The sequence below is a fragment of the Rhodococcus sp. ARP2 genome (genome assembly GCF_001029585.1).
Classification (GTDB): Bacteria; Actinomycetota; Actinomycetes; order Mycobacteriales; family Mycobacteriaceae; genus Rhodococcus_F; species Rhodococcus_F erythropolis.
Map to the genome: position 1 here is coordinate 77,965 of NZ_LEKE01000002.1, position 16,225 is coordinate 94,189.

A 16,225-nucleotide genomic window follows, 5' to 3' on the forward strand; every position below is an offset into this window, starting at 1 on the left:
CACAGAGTTACTCGAGGCCGGGCCCACATTCCGCAAGGAGTGTGGGCCCGGCTTTTCTGCGTTCGCGTCAATTCGATTGCAGCAGACCCAGATCCGGCCCGGCATCGAAGCCGACGGCGGCCAGCGCCAACGCGGGCAACGACTGAACCGTCAGGTCGATCAGTTCCTCGCGGGTGATGGCGGGCGCGCGGAGCCAACTGATGGTGGCTTCCTCGACAAACGCGATCCAACCTCGAACGGCCAACTCCACCTGAGGCGTTCGAGTCAGGCCGATCTTGGGGAGCTGATCGAGGGTTCTCTTGGCCATGATGTCGCGAGTCTGCTCGAACACCTCACGCATCTGCGGATCCCCGCTGGCGGTCCCCCGGAGCAGCGAGACGTAGGTATTGCGGTTCTCGGTCACGTAGTCGACGTACGACGCCAGCACCGATCGGAGGGTGAGCATCGGATCGTCCGACTCGCTCGGCTCCGTGCGCTGGAGCATCTGTTCACTGCTGTGTCGGACGATGGCGAGATGGAACTCGCTTTTCGACGCGAAGTAGTGGAACAGAAGCCCACGCGACACCCCCGCTTGATCGGCGATGTCCTCGACGGAAATCTGCTCGAGCGGCCGTTCGGCCAGCATGCGCGCCCCGAGATCGATGAGTTGCGCTCGGCGTTGCGCAGGGTCGAGCCGCGTTCGCTTTACTGCGTCCATGCCCAATAGACTACTGAATATCCGTCAATAAGCTATTGACCGTGACTCAATAAAGGCATATCGTTCCCTACATGAGTCTTCCAGTTACAGATACCTCAGCACCTGCCGCGGATACTCGCCACGTCGGCACACTGATCATCGGCAGCGGTTTCGCCGGTCTCGGTGCGGCGATCAAACTGGCACAGGCCGGCATCACCGACTATGTCGTTCTCGAGCGCGGCAACGACGTCGGTGGAACCTGGCGTGACAACAGCTACCCGGGCGCCGCGTGTGACGTGCCGTCGCATTTGTACTCGTACTCTTTTGCACTCAATCCGGAGTGGACGCGCTCCTTCTCCACCCAGCCCGAGATCTACAAGTACATCCAGTCGGTGGCCAACCGCCACAAGGTGCTCGACAAGCACATCTTCGACTGCGACGTTCTCTCAGCCCGATGGGACGAGTCGTCGGCTCAGTGGCACGTCAGCACCAACAAGGGTGAATTCGTCGCAAAGATCGTCGTCTCGGCCGTCGGTGCACTGTGTGAGCCTTCACTTCCGGACATCAAGGGCATCGACGGATTCAAGGGCGAGATTTTCCACTCCTCGCGCTGGAACCACGATGCCGATCTGACGGGCAAGCGCGTGGCCGTCATCGGAACCGGCGCCTCCGCCATCCAGATCGTGCCCGCTATCGGCAAGAAGGTCTCACACCTCGACGTGTACCAGCGCACTGCGCCGTGGATCCTGCCCCGCGCAGACCGCGAGTACACCAAGATCGAGCACCTGGCGTTCAAGTACCTCCCCGGCTTCCAGAAGTTGTGCCGCACCGGTATCTACTGGATGCGAGAGACGCAGGTCGTCGGCCTGGCCAAGGCGCCGGTCTTCATGAAGCCGCTGCAGTTCGCCGCCGAGCGTCACCTGAAGGCTCAGATCAAGGACAAGGATCTTCGTAAGAAGGTCATGCCCAACTTCCAGATCGGCTGCAAGCGCATGCTGATCTCGAACAACTACTTCCCCACCCTCGCCCAGGACAATGTCGACCTGGTGACCGAAGGCATCGAGGAGGTGACCGCCAACGGGATCGTCTCGAAGACCGGCACCACGCGTGAGATCGATGCCATCGTCGTTGCGACCGGATTCCACGTCACCGACTCCCCCACCTTCGCGGGAATCTTCGGCAAGGACGGACGCTCGCTCGCCGAGGTCTTCGAAGAGACCGGTATGCAGGGATACAAGGGCGCGGCAGTTGCCAACTTCCCCAACATGTTCTTCCTGGTCGGCCCCAACACCGGCCTCGGACATTCGTCGATGGTCTTCATGATCGAGTCGCAGATCAACTACCTGGTCGACGCGATCGCCACCATCGACAAGTACGACATCGGCACCATCGAGGTGCGCAAGGACAAGCAGGACAAGTACAACAAGGACCTGCAGGCAGCTATGTCCAAGAGCGTGTGGAACAACGGTGGTTGCGCCAGCTGGTACATGGACAAGCACGGAAACAACACCACCCTGTGGCCTGGCTTCACTTTCCAGTTCCGCAATGCCACCAAGCATTTCGACCTCGCGGCATACCGTAGCGTCGCCACCTCGGATCTCGGCGCCGTCGGCACCGCGACCACTTCACAGATCGACCTCGACGACGAGAAGGCAGTAGCACAATGAGTGATTTTGCAGGCAAGGTCGTAGTCATCACCGGAGCGGGATCGGGCATCGGTCGCGCACTCGCACTGAACCTGGCCGGCCAGGGCGCCAAGTTGGCGATCTCCGACGTGGACACCGTCGGGCTCGCCGAGACAGCACGTCTGGTGGAGGCCATCGGCGCCGAGGTGAAGTCGGACCATCTCGACGTCACCCAGCGCGAGGCGGTTCTCGAGTACGCCGACGCGGTTGTCGCCCATTTCGGCAAGGTCAACCAGATCTACAACAACGCCGGAATCGCGTACCACGGCACCTTCGAGAAGTCCGAGTTCAAGGACTTCGAACGTGTCATGGACGTCGACTTCTGGGGAGTTGTCAACGGCACCAAGGCATTCCTTCCCCACGTCATCGCCTCCGGTGACGGGCACATCGTGAACGTGTCGAGCCTCTTCGGTCTGCTGTCGATGCCGGGTCAGAGCGCCTACAACTCGGCCAAGTTCGCCGTTCGCGGTTTCACCGAGTCGCTTCGCCAGGAAATGCTGATCGCCAAGCACCCGGTGAAGGTGACCTGTGTGCACCCGGGCGGAATCAAGACCGCCATCGCACGCAACGCCACCGCAGGCCCGGGCGAAGATCTTGCGGTCTTCTCCGAGTTCTTCGACCGCAAGCTCGCGCGCACCACTCCGGAGGACGCCGCCAAGACGATCGTCAACGGTGTTCGCAAGAGCAAGCCGCGAGTTCTCATCGGGATGGACGCAATCGCACTCGACGCCTGGGTTCGCCTCGTAGGATCGGGCTACCAGCGCATCGTCGCGATCGTCGCCGGCCGAATGATGCCCAAGTCCAGCTGAGTTCGTTTCACAGCGTCGTTCGTTTCACAGCGCAGTTCGCATAAAGAGTCAGGAGCCCTGCCGGTGAGCACGTTCACCCTTCCGCTGCCCGTGGTCGCATTCTTGTTGAAGCCGTACTTCCGTCTGGCTTTCAACTCGCGGCTGCCGTATCGGATTCAACGTCTGCTGCTCGAGGCCGGGGCACCGCTACAGCAGGTTCCAGCGGGCGCCGTCGTGCGCCCGCTGGAGCTGGCTTGCCGAACGGCTGAGAAGATCACCGTCGGCGCAACCGAGCGCCCCACCGCAGTTCTCTACCTGCATGGCGGGGCGTACACGCTGGGTTCGCTGGCCACACACCGTTCTCTCGCAGCTCATCTCGCCCGTGAGTCGTCCAGTGCGGTCTTCACCTTGGACTACCGTCTCGCGCCGGAGAATCCGTATCCCGCCGCTCTCGACGACGCGGTCTCAGCCTTCATGCAGTTGGTCACCGAGTTCGACTATTCGGAAGACCGCGTTGCCATTGCCGGCGATTCGGCCGGTGGCGGTCTGGCCGCGGCGACCGCTCTGCGTCTGATCGAGCGTCACGGCGTGACCCCCGGCGCGCTCGCACTGATCTCGCCGTGGGTCGATCCCGGCGATCGGGGTGCTACCAAAAAGGCCGACCTGGTGGTCAACACAGCTTGGTCCTTCGATGCCGCCGACGCTTACCTTGCCGGCGGCGACCGTACTGATCCTGGCTACGCGCCGATGCACGGCAAGCTCGACGGGTTGCCGCCCACCAGGATTCACGTCGGTTCCGAGGAGGTCCTCTACCCGCAGATCATGACGTTCACCGACAAGCTCTCCGCTGCCGGCGTCGACGTGTCACTGGTGGAGTACGCACGACTGTGGCATGTGGCTCACGCACAGGCGTCACTGGTGAAGGAAGCAGCAGACGCCGTTGCCGACCTCGGCCAGTTCATCGCATCGAAACTGATTCGCGCCAAGGATGATTCGAGTTCAGCAGTGGGATCGAACAGTCACTGACGGGTGGCCCACTCCGTCCATGTCACTGACGGGTGGCCCACTCCGTCCATGTCACTGACGGGTGGCCCACTCCGTCCATGTCACTGACGGGTGGCCCACTCCGTCCATGTCACTGACGGGTGTCCCACCAGGTCCGTGCCACTTCCGAGGCTGACGCCTTGCCGGTCCGCACCTTCTCGATCATTGCGGCGAGATCGGTGGTGGACAGTTCACCCGCAACGACGCTGAGCGCCTTGACAGCCGAATCTCCCAGTGCGCCCGCTCGAAAGAGCGGAACGACATTCTGCGCAGCCAGAACGTGATTCGAATCAGCGAGCACTGTGACGGCATCGGATTGTGCCAGCGCTGACAGCGTCGTGGTTCCGAATACCTGTGCACCGGGTACGTCTGCCGGCGTTGCCTGATCGACACCGGCGAAGACACACTCGGCGCCCTCGGCCAACTGTTCCACTGCCCCGTCCTCTACGAATCTCGCGGAGACGAGCGGCGTCGCCGCGGCACACGAAGGAGCAAAGGCTTCTATCGTCTTCGCTCCCAACGACTGTGCGTATCCGGTGTCGAGTGCGAGGACCGCACGATCTTCGGCCATCGCATAGTCGGAGACCGAAAGACCCTCCGGCAGAGAGCGACTCAAGGCTTCGAAGACGTCGTCGGCCTTGCGGGCCGGGGATGACGGGTCGTAGTGATCGAGCAGCGCACCGGTGAACTCGGGCACCAAGGTGACTCGCGCTGCGTCCAGAGCCTCGAGTGATTGGGTTCTGCCTCCACCCACCGATTCGACGCGAGCCGACAGACCGGAGGATGAGAGCACCGTCGAATACACCTCGGCCAACACCGAACTCTCCACTGATGCGTCAGCAGCCACCACGATCTGGTCACGAGACTCCGCTCCGGCGCTCTCTACCACCGAATCACCGTTTGCGCATCCGCTGAGAATTGGCAGGACCATCAGTGCTGCAACAACAGTCGAATACTTCGTGCGTGTGCTCTTCACCGAAATCCTCACATCCAATCCCATGGATCGAAAACCGTGCCATGTCGGTACCTATCGTTACACTTGTCGGGCGATGCGCGGTAACCAGTCCTGACGCAGCCACTCGGTGGCGGCGCCGTCGAAGCCACTCGGGTGGCTTCGCCACAAGGGGATGGTTTCCGACGCCCGAAACACGGGACGCCCGAAAAACCGGAAGGACGCTCATGCGCACCTCACGATTTCGTTCCAACCGTTGGCTCGTAGCCGCGGCAACCGTTGTCTCTCTGACTGCACTGACAGCGTGCGGTAGCAGTGACGGTGACTCCAACAGCGATCCCAACGCGGTTGTCGTCGGCTCCGCCAACTTCACCGAATCCGAGACGATCGCCAACATCTACGCCGAAGCACTGCGTGTCAACGGGTTCGATGTGTCCACGTCGTTCAATGTCGGCAGCCGTGAGGCGTACATTCCGGCGCTCAAGGACGGGTCGATCAGCGTCATTCCGGATTACACGGGAAATCTCCTGCAGTACTTGGATCCCGACAGCACGGCCACCAGCTCCGCTGATGTCCTCGCTGCTCTTCCCGCAGCTCTCGGGTCGGAATTGGCCATTGCGACGCCTGCATCCGCCGAGGACAAGGACGCCGTGGTCGTCACGAAGGAAACCGCTGACAAGTGGAACCTGAAGACGATCGCCGATCTGGCTCCGCATTCCGCCGAGGTCAAGTTCGGCGCTCCGGCCGAGTTCCAGGAACGTCCAGCCGGATTGCCCGGTTTGAAGTCCAATTACGGTCTCGACATCTCGGCAGCCAACTTCGTCCCGATCGCCGACGGCGGTGGACCGGCAACAGTGAAGGCTCTCTCGTCCGGCGACATCACGGCGGCAAACATCTTCACGACGTCTGCCTCCATCCCGGCAAACAACTTCGTGGTTCTCGAAGACCCGAAGAACAATTTCCCGGCTCAGAACGTGGTGCCGGTGCTGCGCGCGTCGAAGTCTTCCGACAAGTTGAAGACAGTCCTCGATGCGGTGTCCGCCAAGCTCACCACCGAAGAGTTGTTGGCACTCAACGTCCAGGTGTCCGGCGACACCAAGACAGAGCCGGCAGCGGCGGCCAAGGCGTGGGTGACGGCGCAGGGCCTCGACAAGCCGGTCTCGTAGTCACGTGATCACATTCGAGGGCGTCACCAAGCAGTATCCGGACGGCACCACCGCCGTCGACCGTCTCGATCTCACCATCGAGGCCGAGTCGTTCACGGTGTTCGTGGGGCCGTCCGGGTGCGGCAAGACGACGTCGATGCGCATGATCAACCGGATGATCACACCGACGTCGGGCAAGATCTTCGTCGACGGTCGTGACATCGCCCAGACCGACGCGGTGAAGCTGCGTCTCGGCATCGGGTACGTCATCCAGAACGCCGGCTTGCTTCCGCATCGCACCGTGATCGACAACGTCGCAACAGTTCCGGTACTGCGCGGTGAGTCCCGCCGCGCAGCGCGCAAAGCCGCGTTGGGGGTACTCGAACGAGTCGGTCTGGACATCTCCCTTGCCACCCGCTATCCCGGGCAACTCTCGGGTGGGCAGCAACAACGTGTGGGAGTTGCGCGAGCATTGGCTGCCGATCCGCCGATCCTGTTGATGGACGAGCCCTTCAGCGCCGTCGACCCGGTGGTGCGTGAGGATCTGCAGACCGAAATGCTCCGTCTTCAAAGCGAACTGAAGAAGACGATCGTCTTTGTCACCCACGACATCGACGAGGCAGTCAAACTCGGTGATCACATTGCCGTCTTCGGTCCCGGCGGGCGGCTTCAGCAGGTTGCGGCACCTCGCGACGTGTTGGCCGCACCGGCAACGGATTTTGTCGCCGGATTTGTCGGACGCGATCGCGGATATCGGGGATTGTCGTTCCGCGCTGCCGACGAGGTTCCGTTACACCCCGTACGCACGGCCGTCGAGAACGAATTGAAGGCTCTGCGTCTGGAATTGGGCGAGTGGGTTCTCGTGGTCACGGACAGCGGAAGTCCGCAGGGATGGATCGACGTGACCGGCGTCGAAGGCCTGCGCTCGGGACGCACTCTCGCGCAGTCGACGTCGGCCGGTGGTTCGTTGTTCTCCCCCGGCGGTGATCTACGCCAAGCACTCGATGCGGCAATCTCGTCCCCTTCCGGTATCGGCGTTGCCGTCGACGGCGAGGGAGCGGTCATCGGCGGGATCCTCGGGTCCGAAGTCGTGGCGAGATTGGCAGATCAGCGTCGACGCGAGGACGAGGAACGCAACCGAGTCGCCTTCACCGAGGGATTCGGGGCGTAGCGGCATGCGCTGGCTCATCGACAATTTCTCGACGGTCGTGGACTACTCGAAGACCCATCTGTATCTGGCGCTGCTGCCCTTGTTGATCGGTCTCCTGATTGCCGTTCCGGTCGGAACAGCGATCCGCAACGTCAGATGGCTGCGCCGAATCACGTTGACCCTGGCGAGCATTGCGTTCACGATTCCGTCGCTCGCGCTGTTCGTCACCATCCCCCAGCTGTTCGGACTCAAGACCCTTGATCCGCTCAACGTCGTGATCGCACTGAGCGTCTATGCGACGGCACTGCTCATCCGGGCCGTGCCCGAAGCACTCGATTCGGTGCCGGACAACGTCATCGACGCTTCCACCGCCGTCGGGTTCACACCGCTACGACGCGCCCTGACGGTCGAGTTGCCGTTGGCACTGCCGGTGATGATCGCGAACATCAGAGTTATTGCCGTTACCAATATTTCGCTGGTTTCGGTCGGATCGCTGATCGGAATCGGCGGGCTGGGAGTTCTGTTCAAACAGGGCTACGACCGCGACTACCCGGACCAGATCGTTGCCGGCATCATCGCGATTGTCGTGCTGGCCCTAGCGCTCGACCTGATCCTGTATCTGATCGGCCGATTCCTGACCCCGTGGACCAGAACATCGACCTCGTCGAAGGTCCCCGCCGTCGTGGCTGCCGAGGGGGAACCCGTATGAGCATCTTCACCGGAGCCTGGGACTTCATCGTCGATCCCGGAAATTGGAGCGGCGACACCGGAATCGGCACCCGCATCCTCCAGCACCTCTGGTACAGCGTTCTGGCCGTGGCGCTTTCGGCTGTGATCGCGGTGCCCATCGGATTACTCATCGGCCATCTGCGTCGCGGTGAGATCGTGGTCGTCAGTCTGGTCAACGCACTGCGGTCGCTGCCCACTCTCGGCCTGCTGACCTTCCTCGTTCTTCTCATGGGACTCGGGGTGATGCCGCCGATTCTCGCCCTCGTCATCCTCGGCATTCCCCCACTACTCGCCGGCACGTACGCCGGAATTGCCAGCGTCGACCGCGGCGTCGTCGAGGCCGCGCGGGCGATGGGTATGACCGAACTCCAAGTGCTCTTCCGCGTCGAGATACCCAATTCGCTGCCATTGATTCTCGGCGGACTGCGTAACGCGACACTGCAGGTGATTGCCACGGCAACGGTCGCCGCCTACGTCAACCTCGGCGGCCTCGGCCGGTACATCTTCGACGGTCTCGCGCTCTACAAGTACGACCGAGTGGTCGTCGGCGCAATCCTGGTCGCGGTTGTGGCTCTGGTCGTGGACGGCTTACTGGCGCTGGTGGTCTGGGCATCGGTTCCCGGGACCGGCAGGCTGCGCCGAACACCCGATCTCACTCGTCTGTAGATCGGTACACACGAAAAAGCCCCGATCGGAACCTTGTGTGCGGGTTCCGATCGGGGCTTTAGTAGTCCCTCTTAGCTGGTCACGCCCTCAGCATGCGCTGCGGCCGCGACGGCTTCCGCTACTGCGGGTGCCACGCGAGGGTCGAGTGGGCTGGGGACGATTTTGTCCGCCGCCAACTCGTCGCCGACCACCGACAGGATTGCCTCGGCGGCAGCGAGCTTCATACCTTCGGTGATGCGACGGGCGCCGGCGTCGAGCGCGCCCTTGAACACACCGGGGAAGGCGAGAACATTGTTGATCTGGTTCGGGAAATCACTGCGACCCGTAGCCACGATCGCCGCGTACTTCGACGCGGTTTCGGGGTGAATCTCCGGGTCCGGGTTGGAGAGCGCGAACACGATCGACTCGGGAGCCATCGAAGCGATGAGCTCCTCGGGGATCTTGCCCGCCGAGACACCGAGGAACACGTCGGCACCTTCGAGAGCCTCGATGGCACCACCGTGCAGGTCGCGGGGATTGGTGCGGGCCGCGAGTTCTGCCTTCACGTCGTTGAGGTCGCTGCGCTCGCCCGAGATGATGCCCTTCGAGTCCAGCACGATGACGTCGCTGATTCCGGCGGCGAGCAGGATGTTCGCGCACGCAACACCCGCAGCACCGGCGCCGGAGATGACGACCTTGAGTGTGGTGATGTCGCGGCTCTGGACCTTCACGGCGCCCTTGAGGGCAGCGAGGACCACGATGGCGGTTCCGTGCTGATCGTCGTGCATGACGGGGCAGTCGAGGGCTTCGATGACGCGCTTTTCGATCTCGAAGCAACGCGGCGCCGAAATGTCCTCGAGGTTGACCGCGCCGAAGCTCGGGCGCAGACGGATGAGCGTCTCGACGATCTCGTCGGGATCCTTGGTGTCGAGAACCAGCGGAATGGAGTTCAGTCCGGCGAAGTTCTTGAACAGTGCCGACTTGCCCTCCATGACGGGCAGCGACGCGCGGGGGCCGATGTCGCCGAGTCCGAGAACCGCGGTGCCGTCGCTGACCACGACGACGAGTCGGTTGGTCCACGTGTATCGATCGGCGAGGGTTTCGTCTGCAGCGATGGCGCGGCTCACCTGAGCAACACCCGGCGTGTAGGCGATCGAGAGGGCCCGCTGCGTATCGAGCGGCGCGGTGGTCTCGACCGAGAGCTTGCCACCGACGTGAGCGGCAAAGATTTCTTCGTCGGTCAACTCGACCTTGGGTACGTTGATGGCTTCAGTCACGAGGGACACGATGACACTCCTGATTAGTCCAGCCTCAAGCGGGGCTGGGTTACTGGGAAGTAATCCTTCGGACCGCTGCGAAACTACGTTCACAACGGTCAGAGATCATTTCTTCCGCGAACGACTACTGAGAAGAAGAGCATTCGGCGTGCGCGAGAAAGTGGGCCGCAATACATCCGAAGCGTCATGGTGTGGGGCGGGTGAGCCCTGGCGTATCCATGCAATCTAGGTTTCGGGAGAAATTCTGACGAAACCTGCACTTCGGGGCCGGGCTGTGGCGCCGCCTCGAAGTAACTCCAGTTTGCCACCAGAGTCGGATCACAATCAAATCCTCCAAGCGGTCGGATTCCTCACCACACTCGAACCCGAGCCGTCATTCCCACCCAGTCATCCCCACCCAGTCATCCCCACCACTGCGTCACCAACAACAGCCCCGCCACCACGAGCACGACCACCGATCCGGCAACCGCCGCGATACCCCGCCTGCGGTCGCACCAGATCTGCGCGGCCAAAGCAACCACCGAGGCCGCAATGTGCGCGGTGATCGACGTTGTTCCCGGACCCGGGAATCCGCGGTTGCCGCCCAGATATGCCGAACCGATGATGACGAGTGTCAAGACCACGATTCCGGCCGCCACGGTGCCGCTCAGGGCGCGTAGAGCGCGAACCAGCAGCCATTGTCGTTTGTCGGCGGGATAGTCGTAATCGTCTTCGTACTGATAGTCCTGATAATCCTGGTACCGGTAGTCGTCCTCGTACCTGTCGTCGTATGTCATCTCTTACGCTCCCGCGACGAATCCGCGGACTGATTCCGCAATGAGTTGAACTGCGATGGCGGCGAGCAAAAGACCGGCGATGCGTGCCAGCAGGCTGATGCCACCCTCACCCAGTATCCGGATCAGTGCCGTCGAGAAGCGCAGGACCACGAACAGCACCAGGTGGATGGACAGAATCGCCAACGCGATCGCCAGATACGACGCCGCTTCACCATCGGCCTGGGCGACAAAGACGATGACAGCCGCAATTGCACCGGGACCGGCCATCATCGGCGTTCCCAGCGGAACGAGTGCGACGTTGACGTCGTCGGCTCCCTGCGGACGGTTGGAGGCCTTCCCGGTCAGCAGTTCGAGTGCGATGAGAAGCAGCAGCAATCCGCCTGCGCCCTGCAACGCCGGAATGCCGATGTGAAGGTAGTTGAGGATCGCCTGACCGCCGATGGCAAAGACCGAGATGACCGAAAGGGAGACGGCGGGGGCCTGCCATGCCGCTCGGTTGCGATCTTCACGGCTTTTGCGGCCGACCAGTGACAAGAACACCGGGATGACTCCGGGCGGGTCCATGATCACGAACAGCGTGATGAACACGGTGAGGTAGAGCGTGGTGTCGAGCATCAGCGCCCAAGTACCTCCACGCCGGTGGCAGCCGAGACGAGTTTGTCGAACTCGGCCTCGTCCGTGAGCTCGTCGCCGAGTCCGATCGTCTTGTTCTCGCCGTGGTAGTCCGAGGATCCGGTGACTGCCAAGCCCAGGTCGACGGCCAGGCTGCGCAGGACGTCACGATCGTCGCTGCGATGGTCCGGGTGATCGACTTCGAGACCCCCGAGACCCAGATCGGCCAGATCACGGATGTGGTCGAGCGCAAGCAATCCGCCGCGCGAACGGGCACGTCCATGCGCAAGGACAGTTACTCCCCCGGCCGCTGCCACCAGTTCGACGGCGTACTCGAGCGGAGTGTCGTACTTGGGAACGTCGTATCGCCCTCGACTGGACAACAGGTCGGAGAAAGCCTCACTGATGCTCGACACCACTCCCGCTCGCATCAGGGCCGCTGCGACGTGCGGGCGTCCGACGGACGGACCGGCGTCAGCCAAGATCTGATCGGGATCGACGGGCAGACCGTCGCGCGCCATCATGGTTGTCATCACCCGGATACGTTCGACGCGTTCGGCGCGCAGTCGCTCACGTTCTTTGGCGAATTCGGGGTGCGTCGGATCGAACAGGTACGCCAGCAGATGAACAGCGACCGGCCAACCACGCTCACCTCGACCTTCGCACGACATCTCCATCCCACGAACCAGGCTGACGCCGGCAGGCAAGGCGTGCGCCGCCTCGGCCCAGCCCGAAGTCGTGTCGTGATCGGTGATGGCGACGACGTCGAGTCCGGCGTCGGCTGCGGCGCGCATGAGGGCAGCCGGGGTATCGGTGCCGTCCGATGCGTTGGAGTGGGTGTGAAGGTCTATTCGCACTGTTCCAGTGTGTCAGCAATCGGCAACTTCATCGCGCTCCGGTGGCCGAGCCGGAAGCTGACGTACGATTACGCCGCAGCGGCAGCGCAATTCGATCACGTGTCGCTGCAGTGCCGTTCCCCTGCACTACAGACCGAGAAGGAGCGAGCGTGCCAACCATGCCGTCACTGCCGAATTGGTCGAACGGCAAATCGACGCAAGCCGATGCGCCCAAGATCCCCGTTCCGGCAGCCCGCGCGATCGTCGACTGCGCGGTCTACGTTGACGGCGTGCGGTTGCCGGGCAAGTACACGCACCGCGCCGCGTTGGCCGAGGTTCGTAGTCGAGACAACGCGTTCGTCTGGGTGGGCATGCATGCACCCGACGAAGGCCAGATGCAAGATGTCGCAGCAACTTTCGGACTCCACGAGTTGATGGTCGAGGATGCCGTCCATGCACACGAGCGCCCGAAACTCGAACGCTACGACGACGTCATGTTCCTGGTGCTGCGCACGGTCGTCTACGTACCGCACGAGTCCGTGGCGACGGCGAGCGAGATCGTCGAAACCGGCGAGATCATGGTGTTCGTCGGTCCCGACTTCGTGGTGACCGTCCGTCACGGGGATCACTCCGAACTGGCAAGCGTGCGCAAGTCACTCGAGCAGAATCCCGAGCGCCTCGCCATGGGCCCGTTCGCGGTGCTGCACGCGATCACCGACCACGTCGTCGACAGCTATCTCTCCGTCATTCAACTCGTCGAGCAGGACGTCGACAGCATGGAAGAGTTGGTGTTCAACCCGCGGAACACCGTTGCCGTCGAGCATATCTACCTGCTCAAACGTGAAATCGTCGAACTACGACGCTCGGTCACTCCACTCGGATTGCCACTGCTCCAGCTGACCCAGCCCGCGGGCGGCCTCGTCCCGAAGGAGATCCGGCGATACTTCCGTGACGTAAGGGATCACCACACGATCGTGGCCGAACGTATCTCGGAATACGACGAGGTGTTGAGTTCTCTCGTCGATGCCGCACTCGCGAAGATCGCGGTGCAACAGAACACCGACATGCGCAAGATCTCGGCTTGGGTCGCTATCGCCGCCGTGCCGACGGGCGTTGCCGGTATCTACGGAATGAACTTCGAGAACATGCCGGAACTCGGTTACAAGTACGGCTATCAGTCCATCCTGTTCCTCATCGCGTCGGTGTGTGTCGGCTTGTTCTTTCTCTTCCGTCGCAACAACTGGCTGTGAACCTCGCACGCTGACTCCCTGTACTTGCCACCGTCGCAGGCGGACAATGGATATGGGTACGCATTTTCATTCCGTTCCCGAAATTCATTTTGCGACAAGCAAATTCAGATCCAGGAGAGATGGAGGAACAACCATGCCTACAGTCGAGCAGTCTGTAGAGATCGCGTTGCCACCCAAGGACGTCTGGGAGTACATCGCCGTCGCCGAGAACTGGCCCAACTGGGAGAATTCGATGGTCGAGTGCAAACAGATCACCGACGGCCCGATGGGCGTGGGAAGCCGTTGGCACGGTGTCTCGAGAATCCTGGGCAAGCGCCTCGAGTGGACATCCGAATTCACCGAGTACGACCCACCGAGATCGTCGAAATCGACGTCCGTCGAAAGTCCGGTCAGCTTCTCGCAGACCACGACCTGCGAAGAAGTCGGTGACGGCACTCGGGTCACCTACCGACTCGACAGCGAAAGCGGACTCGGCGGCGTATTCGGCAAGATGGCCGACCCGATCGTGACGAAAGCATTTTCACGGACCGTTCGGGTAAGTCTCGAGAACTTGGCGGACATCCTCGTGCACGCCGAATGATCTGACGGACAAAGCGCCGGCGCAGCTAGAGCGAGGCAGCGGAACGGTGCGGATCGCGAATGTCGATCCCCGCCTCGGTCCACGCTTCCCGCAGGGCCTCCGCGCCGCGCAGACGCACCCAGGCGGCTTCGGTACCGGTCAGGGGGACCACGCCAAGGAAGCGCACCGGATCGAACGGCTCCGGCAGCGTCAGGTCGGCGATCCCGCTGTCACCGAGAAGCACCGCCGTGAACGCAGTGTCCTTCCACAGCGGCTCGCCCAGGTCCAACAGTGCGTCCTCGAGCAGCACGACGCCTTCGACGGACGGCGCCGCAGCCAGCACCGCGAGCGTCCTGGCCACACCCGACGCGACACCCGTGCCACCGCGCAGGGTGAGCACCAACTCGGCGCGAGGACCGCGTGTGGGGTCTGCGACCAGTTCGTTGGGGTCGCCCATCGGATGACGCGAGCACCCCAGTGTGACGTAGCGGACCAGGCCGTCGGGTGATTCGAAACGCAGCACGTCCAGCGGTTCGACACCGAGGAACGTCACTGAGGCCGCGGTGGGGTCCGGCCCCTCGATGCTGCTGACGAGATGGGCCCGGACGGAAGATACGACGCTGTCTGACACTCGTCCATCTAAACACCGTGCCCGCGAGGTTCGCAGCGCAGATACCTCGCGGTGGCGGTAGCGTCGTCGAAATGGTCTCCGTTCTCGCTGTCAGCGACGAGACCGTCGAATTCCTGTGGAGCAGTCAAGTTCGTTCACTCGGAGTCGACGTGATCCTCGGCGCGGGCGACCTGCCGTTTGCGTATCTGGAGTACCTGTCTGACCAACTGAATGCGCCGTGCGTGTTCGTTCCCGGAAACCACGACGTCGATCTGTCCGGATATTTGAACAAGAGATCCGGTTGGATGCGGGCAGGTATGCCGGCGCAGTGGCCCGGCCCGACCGGCGCAGTCAACGCCGACGGACGCATCGTGACCGTCGCCGGTCTGCGGATCGCGGGCCTCGGTGGTTCCATCCGATACAACACGGGTCCCAATCAGTGGTCCGAGCGCCAGCAGAGCCGACGCGCCCGCTCGCTCACCTGGCGAAACGCCTGGCAATCGCGGCTTCCCGGCGGCCGGGCGGGCGTGGATGTGCTGCTCACCCACAGCCCCGCCCGCGGTGTCGGCGACGCCGAGGATCGGCCACATCGTGGGTTCGAATGCTTCACCCCCTTGATCCGCACCCTCGATCCGACGGTCATGATTCACGGACACATCCACCCGCACGGGCGAACACCTCTCGATCTGGAGGTAGGCCGGACTATCGTGCTCAATACCGTCGGCTTCACGCTGATGGAGATTTCCCCAGGTACTCCGCCGACGATCGTGAGGCGCCGACATGGCTCGTGACACCGGATTTCCCACAGCCGACGCGGAAAACGACTTCGCTCGTCAGCGTCGACGCGCCGACGTTGCCCGTCTGGTCAGTTGGCTACGACGCGAACCGGACGACGTCAACGCGATCCTGCCGTTCGACGAGGTTGTCGCAGCGCTCGGCAAGGTTGGTGAGAAGTCTCTGGGTCTACAGGTCGTCACCATCGAATCGATAGTCGGAAGTGTCGACCGCACAGGTGATTTCGACAGGTACTTCCGTCCGACGTCCACTCATTCGCGCGCTCGTTGGGAGCGACTTGCGGTGGCGCAACGACGCGGCGAATCGGTGCCACCCGTTCAGTTGTACCGTGTCGGCTCCATGCATTTCGTGATCGACGGACACCACCGAGTGTCCATTGCGTGTGCGATGCACCAGAAGACAATCGACGCGTACGTCACCGAGATCATCACGCGCATCTCGCCGGAAGGCATCACTCAGCGCGCCGATCTGCTCATCAAGGACCATCGCCGACTCTTCCTCAGTCGCGTTCCGCTGCAGGGTTCACAACGCGAAGCTGTCCAGGTCACCGACCCGTGGGAGTACGCCGAACTCAGTGAGTGCGTGGAGGCGTGGGGTTTTCGGCTCATGCAGGAAAAGGGTGAGTTCCTCGGCCGAGACACGGTCGCCCGGCGCTGGTTCGGCGAGGAGTTTCTCCCCGTCGTGCGAATGCTGAGG

18 protein-coding genes are annotated in these 16,225 nt (G+C 62.5%); 11 read left to right on the forward strand and 7 right to left on the reverse strand.

Annotated elements, in window-relative coordinates; translation table 11 throughout:
* Positions 1 to 67: 67 nt before the first annotated feature.
* A complete protein-coding gene (locus ABX74_RS01185) occupies positions 68 to 697 on the reverse strand; it encodes a TetR/AcrR family transcriptional regulator (protein ID WP_007736130.1) in 630 nt (209 codons plus the stop codon).
* Positions 698 to 768: 71 nt separating this feature from the next.
* On the opposite strand from ABX74_RS01185, the gene ABX74_RS01190 reads away from it, so the two are divergent.
* The 3 genes from ABX74_RS01190 (at position 769) to ABX74_RS01200 (ending at position 4,175) form a co-directional block, all read left to right on the forward strand.
* The gene (locus tag ABX74_RS01190) at positions 769 to 2,343 is read left to right on the forward strand and encodes a flavin-containing monooxygenase (protein ID WP_019749332.1); all 1,575 of its coding nucleotides are present in this window, start codon (positions 769 to 771) and stop codon (positions 2,341 to 2,343) included.
* Entirely contained in the window at positions 2,340 to 3,170 is an 831-nt protein-coding gene (locus ABX74_RS01195) for an SDR family NAD(P)-dependent oxidoreductase (protein WP_019749333.1), read from the forward strand. The genes ABX74_RS01190 and ABX74_RS01195 overlap by 4 nt, the downstream gene beginning before the upstream one ends.
* 63 nt (positions 3,171 to 3,233) lie before the next feature.
* Positions 3,234 to 4,175, forward strand: coding sequence for an alpha/beta hydrolase fold domain-containing protein (locus ABX74_RS01200; RefSeq protein WP_047888045.1), 942 nt, complete (start codon positions 3,234 to 3,236; stop codon positions 4,173 to 4,175).
* A 109-nt stretch (positions 4,176 to 4,284) separates the two neighbouring features.
* Here ABX74_RS01200 and ABX74_RS01205 read toward each other — a convergent pair whose 3' ends face one another.
* The gene (locus tag ABX74_RS01205; protein ID WP_046379973.1) at positions 4,285 to 5,169 is read right to left on the reverse strand and encodes an ABC transporter substrate-binding protein; all 885 of its coding nucleotides are present in this window, start codon (positions 5,167 to 5,169) and stop codon (positions 4,285 to 4,287) included.
* A gap of 203 nt (positions 5,170 to 5,372) precedes the next feature.
* On the opposite strand from ABX74_RS01205, the gene ABX74_RS01210 reads away from it, so the two are divergent.
* Genes ABX74_RS01210 through ABX74_RS01225 form a run of 4 tightly spaced genes read left to right on the forward strand, consistent with a single transcriptional unit; the run spans position 5,373 to position 8,835 of the window.
* Positions 5,373 to 6,311: an ABC transporter substrate-binding protein gene (locus ABX74_RS01210; protein WP_019749336.1), complete on the forward strand. Its 939-nt coding sequence runs from the start codon at positions 5,373 to 5,375 to the stop codon at positions 6,309 to 6,311.
* A gap of 4 nt (positions 6,312 to 6,315) precedes the next feature.
* Positions 6,316 to 7,461 carry an ABC transporter ATP-binding protein gene (locus tag ABX74_RS01215; RefSeq protein WP_047888046.1) on the forward strand — a complete coding sequence of 382 codons (1,146 nt, stop codon included), beginning with the start codon at positions 6,316 to 6,318 and terminating at the stop codon, positions 7,459 to 7,461.
* Positions 7,462 to 7,465: 4 nt separating this feature from the next.
* A complete protein-coding gene (locus ABX74_RS01220; RefSeq protein ID WP_019749338.1) occupies positions 7,466 to 8,149 on the forward strand; it encodes an ABC transporter permease in 684 nt (227 codons plus the stop codon).
* Positions 8,146 to 8,835 carry an ABC transporter permease gene (locus ABX74_RS01225; RefSeq protein ID WP_047888047.1) on the forward strand — a complete coding sequence of 230 codons (690 nt, stop codon included), beginning with the start codon at positions 8,146 to 8,148 and terminating at the stop codon, positions 8,833 to 8,835. The genes ABX74_RS01220 and ABX74_RS01225 overlap by 4 nt, the downstream gene beginning before the upstream one ends.
* 71 nt (positions 8,836 to 8,906) lie before the next feature.
* Here the strand turns inward: ABX74_RS01225 and ABX74_RS01230 are convergent, their stop codons facing one another.
* The 4 genes from ABX74_RS01230 to ABX74_RS01245 form a co-directional block, all read right to left on the reverse strand.
* Positions 8,907 to 10,100 (reverse strand): NADP-dependent malic enzyme, encoded by a 1,194-nt coding sequence (locus tag ABX74_RS01230; protein WP_003945072.1) that lies wholly within the window; start codon positions 10,098 to 10,100, stop codon positions 8,907 to 8,909.
* A 392-nt stretch (positions 10,101 to 10,492) separates the two neighbouring features.
* Positions 10,493 to 10,867, reverse strand: coding sequence for a hypothetical protein (locus tag ABX74_RS01235; protein WP_020908450.1), 375 nt, complete (start codon positions 10,865 to 10,867; stop codon positions 10,493 to 10,495).
* A 3-nt stretch (positions 10,868 to 10,870) separates the two neighbouring features.
* Entirely contained in the window at positions 10,871 to 11,485 is a 615-nt protein-coding gene (locus tag ABX74_RS01240) for a MarC family protein (protein WP_189637302.1), read from the reverse strand.
* Positions 11,482 to 12,336, reverse strand: coding sequence for a PHP domain-containing protein (locus ABX74_RS01245; RefSeq protein ID WP_019749340.1), 855 nt, complete (start codon positions 12,334 to 12,336; stop codon positions 11,482 to 11,484). Before ABX74_RS01245 ends, ABX74_RS01240 begins: the two co-directional genes overlap by 4 nt.
* Before the next feature lie 158 nt (positions 12,337 to 12,494).
* Here ABX74_RS01245 and ABX74_RS01250 point away from each other — a divergent pair, with 158 nt between their 5' ends.
* Together ABX74_RS01250 and ABX74_RS01255 are read left to right on the forward strand one after the other, a co-directional pair.
* Complete coding sequence (locus tag ABX74_RS01250) at positions 12,495 to 13,565, forward strand: magnesium and cobalt transport protein CorA (protein WP_019749341.1); 1,071 nt, start codon at positions 12,495 to 12,497, stop codon at positions 13,563 to 13,565.
* A 133-nt stretch (positions 13,566 to 13,698) separates the two neighbouring features.
* Positions 13,699 to 14,145, forward strand: coding sequence for an SRPBCC family protein (locus tag ABX74_RS01255; RefSeq protein WP_007736117.1), 447 nt, complete (start codon positions 13,699 to 13,701; stop codon positions 14,143 to 14,145).
* 25 nt (positions 14,146 to 14,170) lie between these two features.
* Here ABX74_RS01255 and ABX74_RS01260 read toward each other — a convergent pair whose 3' ends face one another.
* Positions 14,171 to 14,755, reverse strand: coding sequence for a suppressor of fused domain protein (locus ABX74_RS01260; RefSeq protein WP_019749342.1), 585 nt, complete (start codon positions 14,753 to 14,755; stop codon positions 14,171 to 14,173).
* A 71-nt stretch (positions 14,756 to 14,826) separates the two neighbouring features.
* Between ABX74_RS01260 and ABX74_RS01265 the strand changes: the two genes are divergently transcribed.
* Together ABX74_RS01265 and ABX74_RS01270 are read left to right on the forward strand one after the other, a co-directional pair.
* Positions 14,827 to 15,525 (forward strand): metallophosphoesterase, encoded by a 699-nt coding sequence (locus tag ABX74_RS01265; protein ID WP_041815093.1) that lies wholly within the window; start codon positions 14,827 to 14,829, stop codon positions 15,523 to 15,525.
* Positions 15,515 to 16,225 (forward strand): hypothetical protein (locus ABX74_RS01270; RefSeq protein ID WP_047888049.1); only part of this gene is annotated, 711 nt, incomplete at its 3' end. The genes ABX74_RS01265 and ABX74_RS01270, both read left to right, overlap by 11 nt.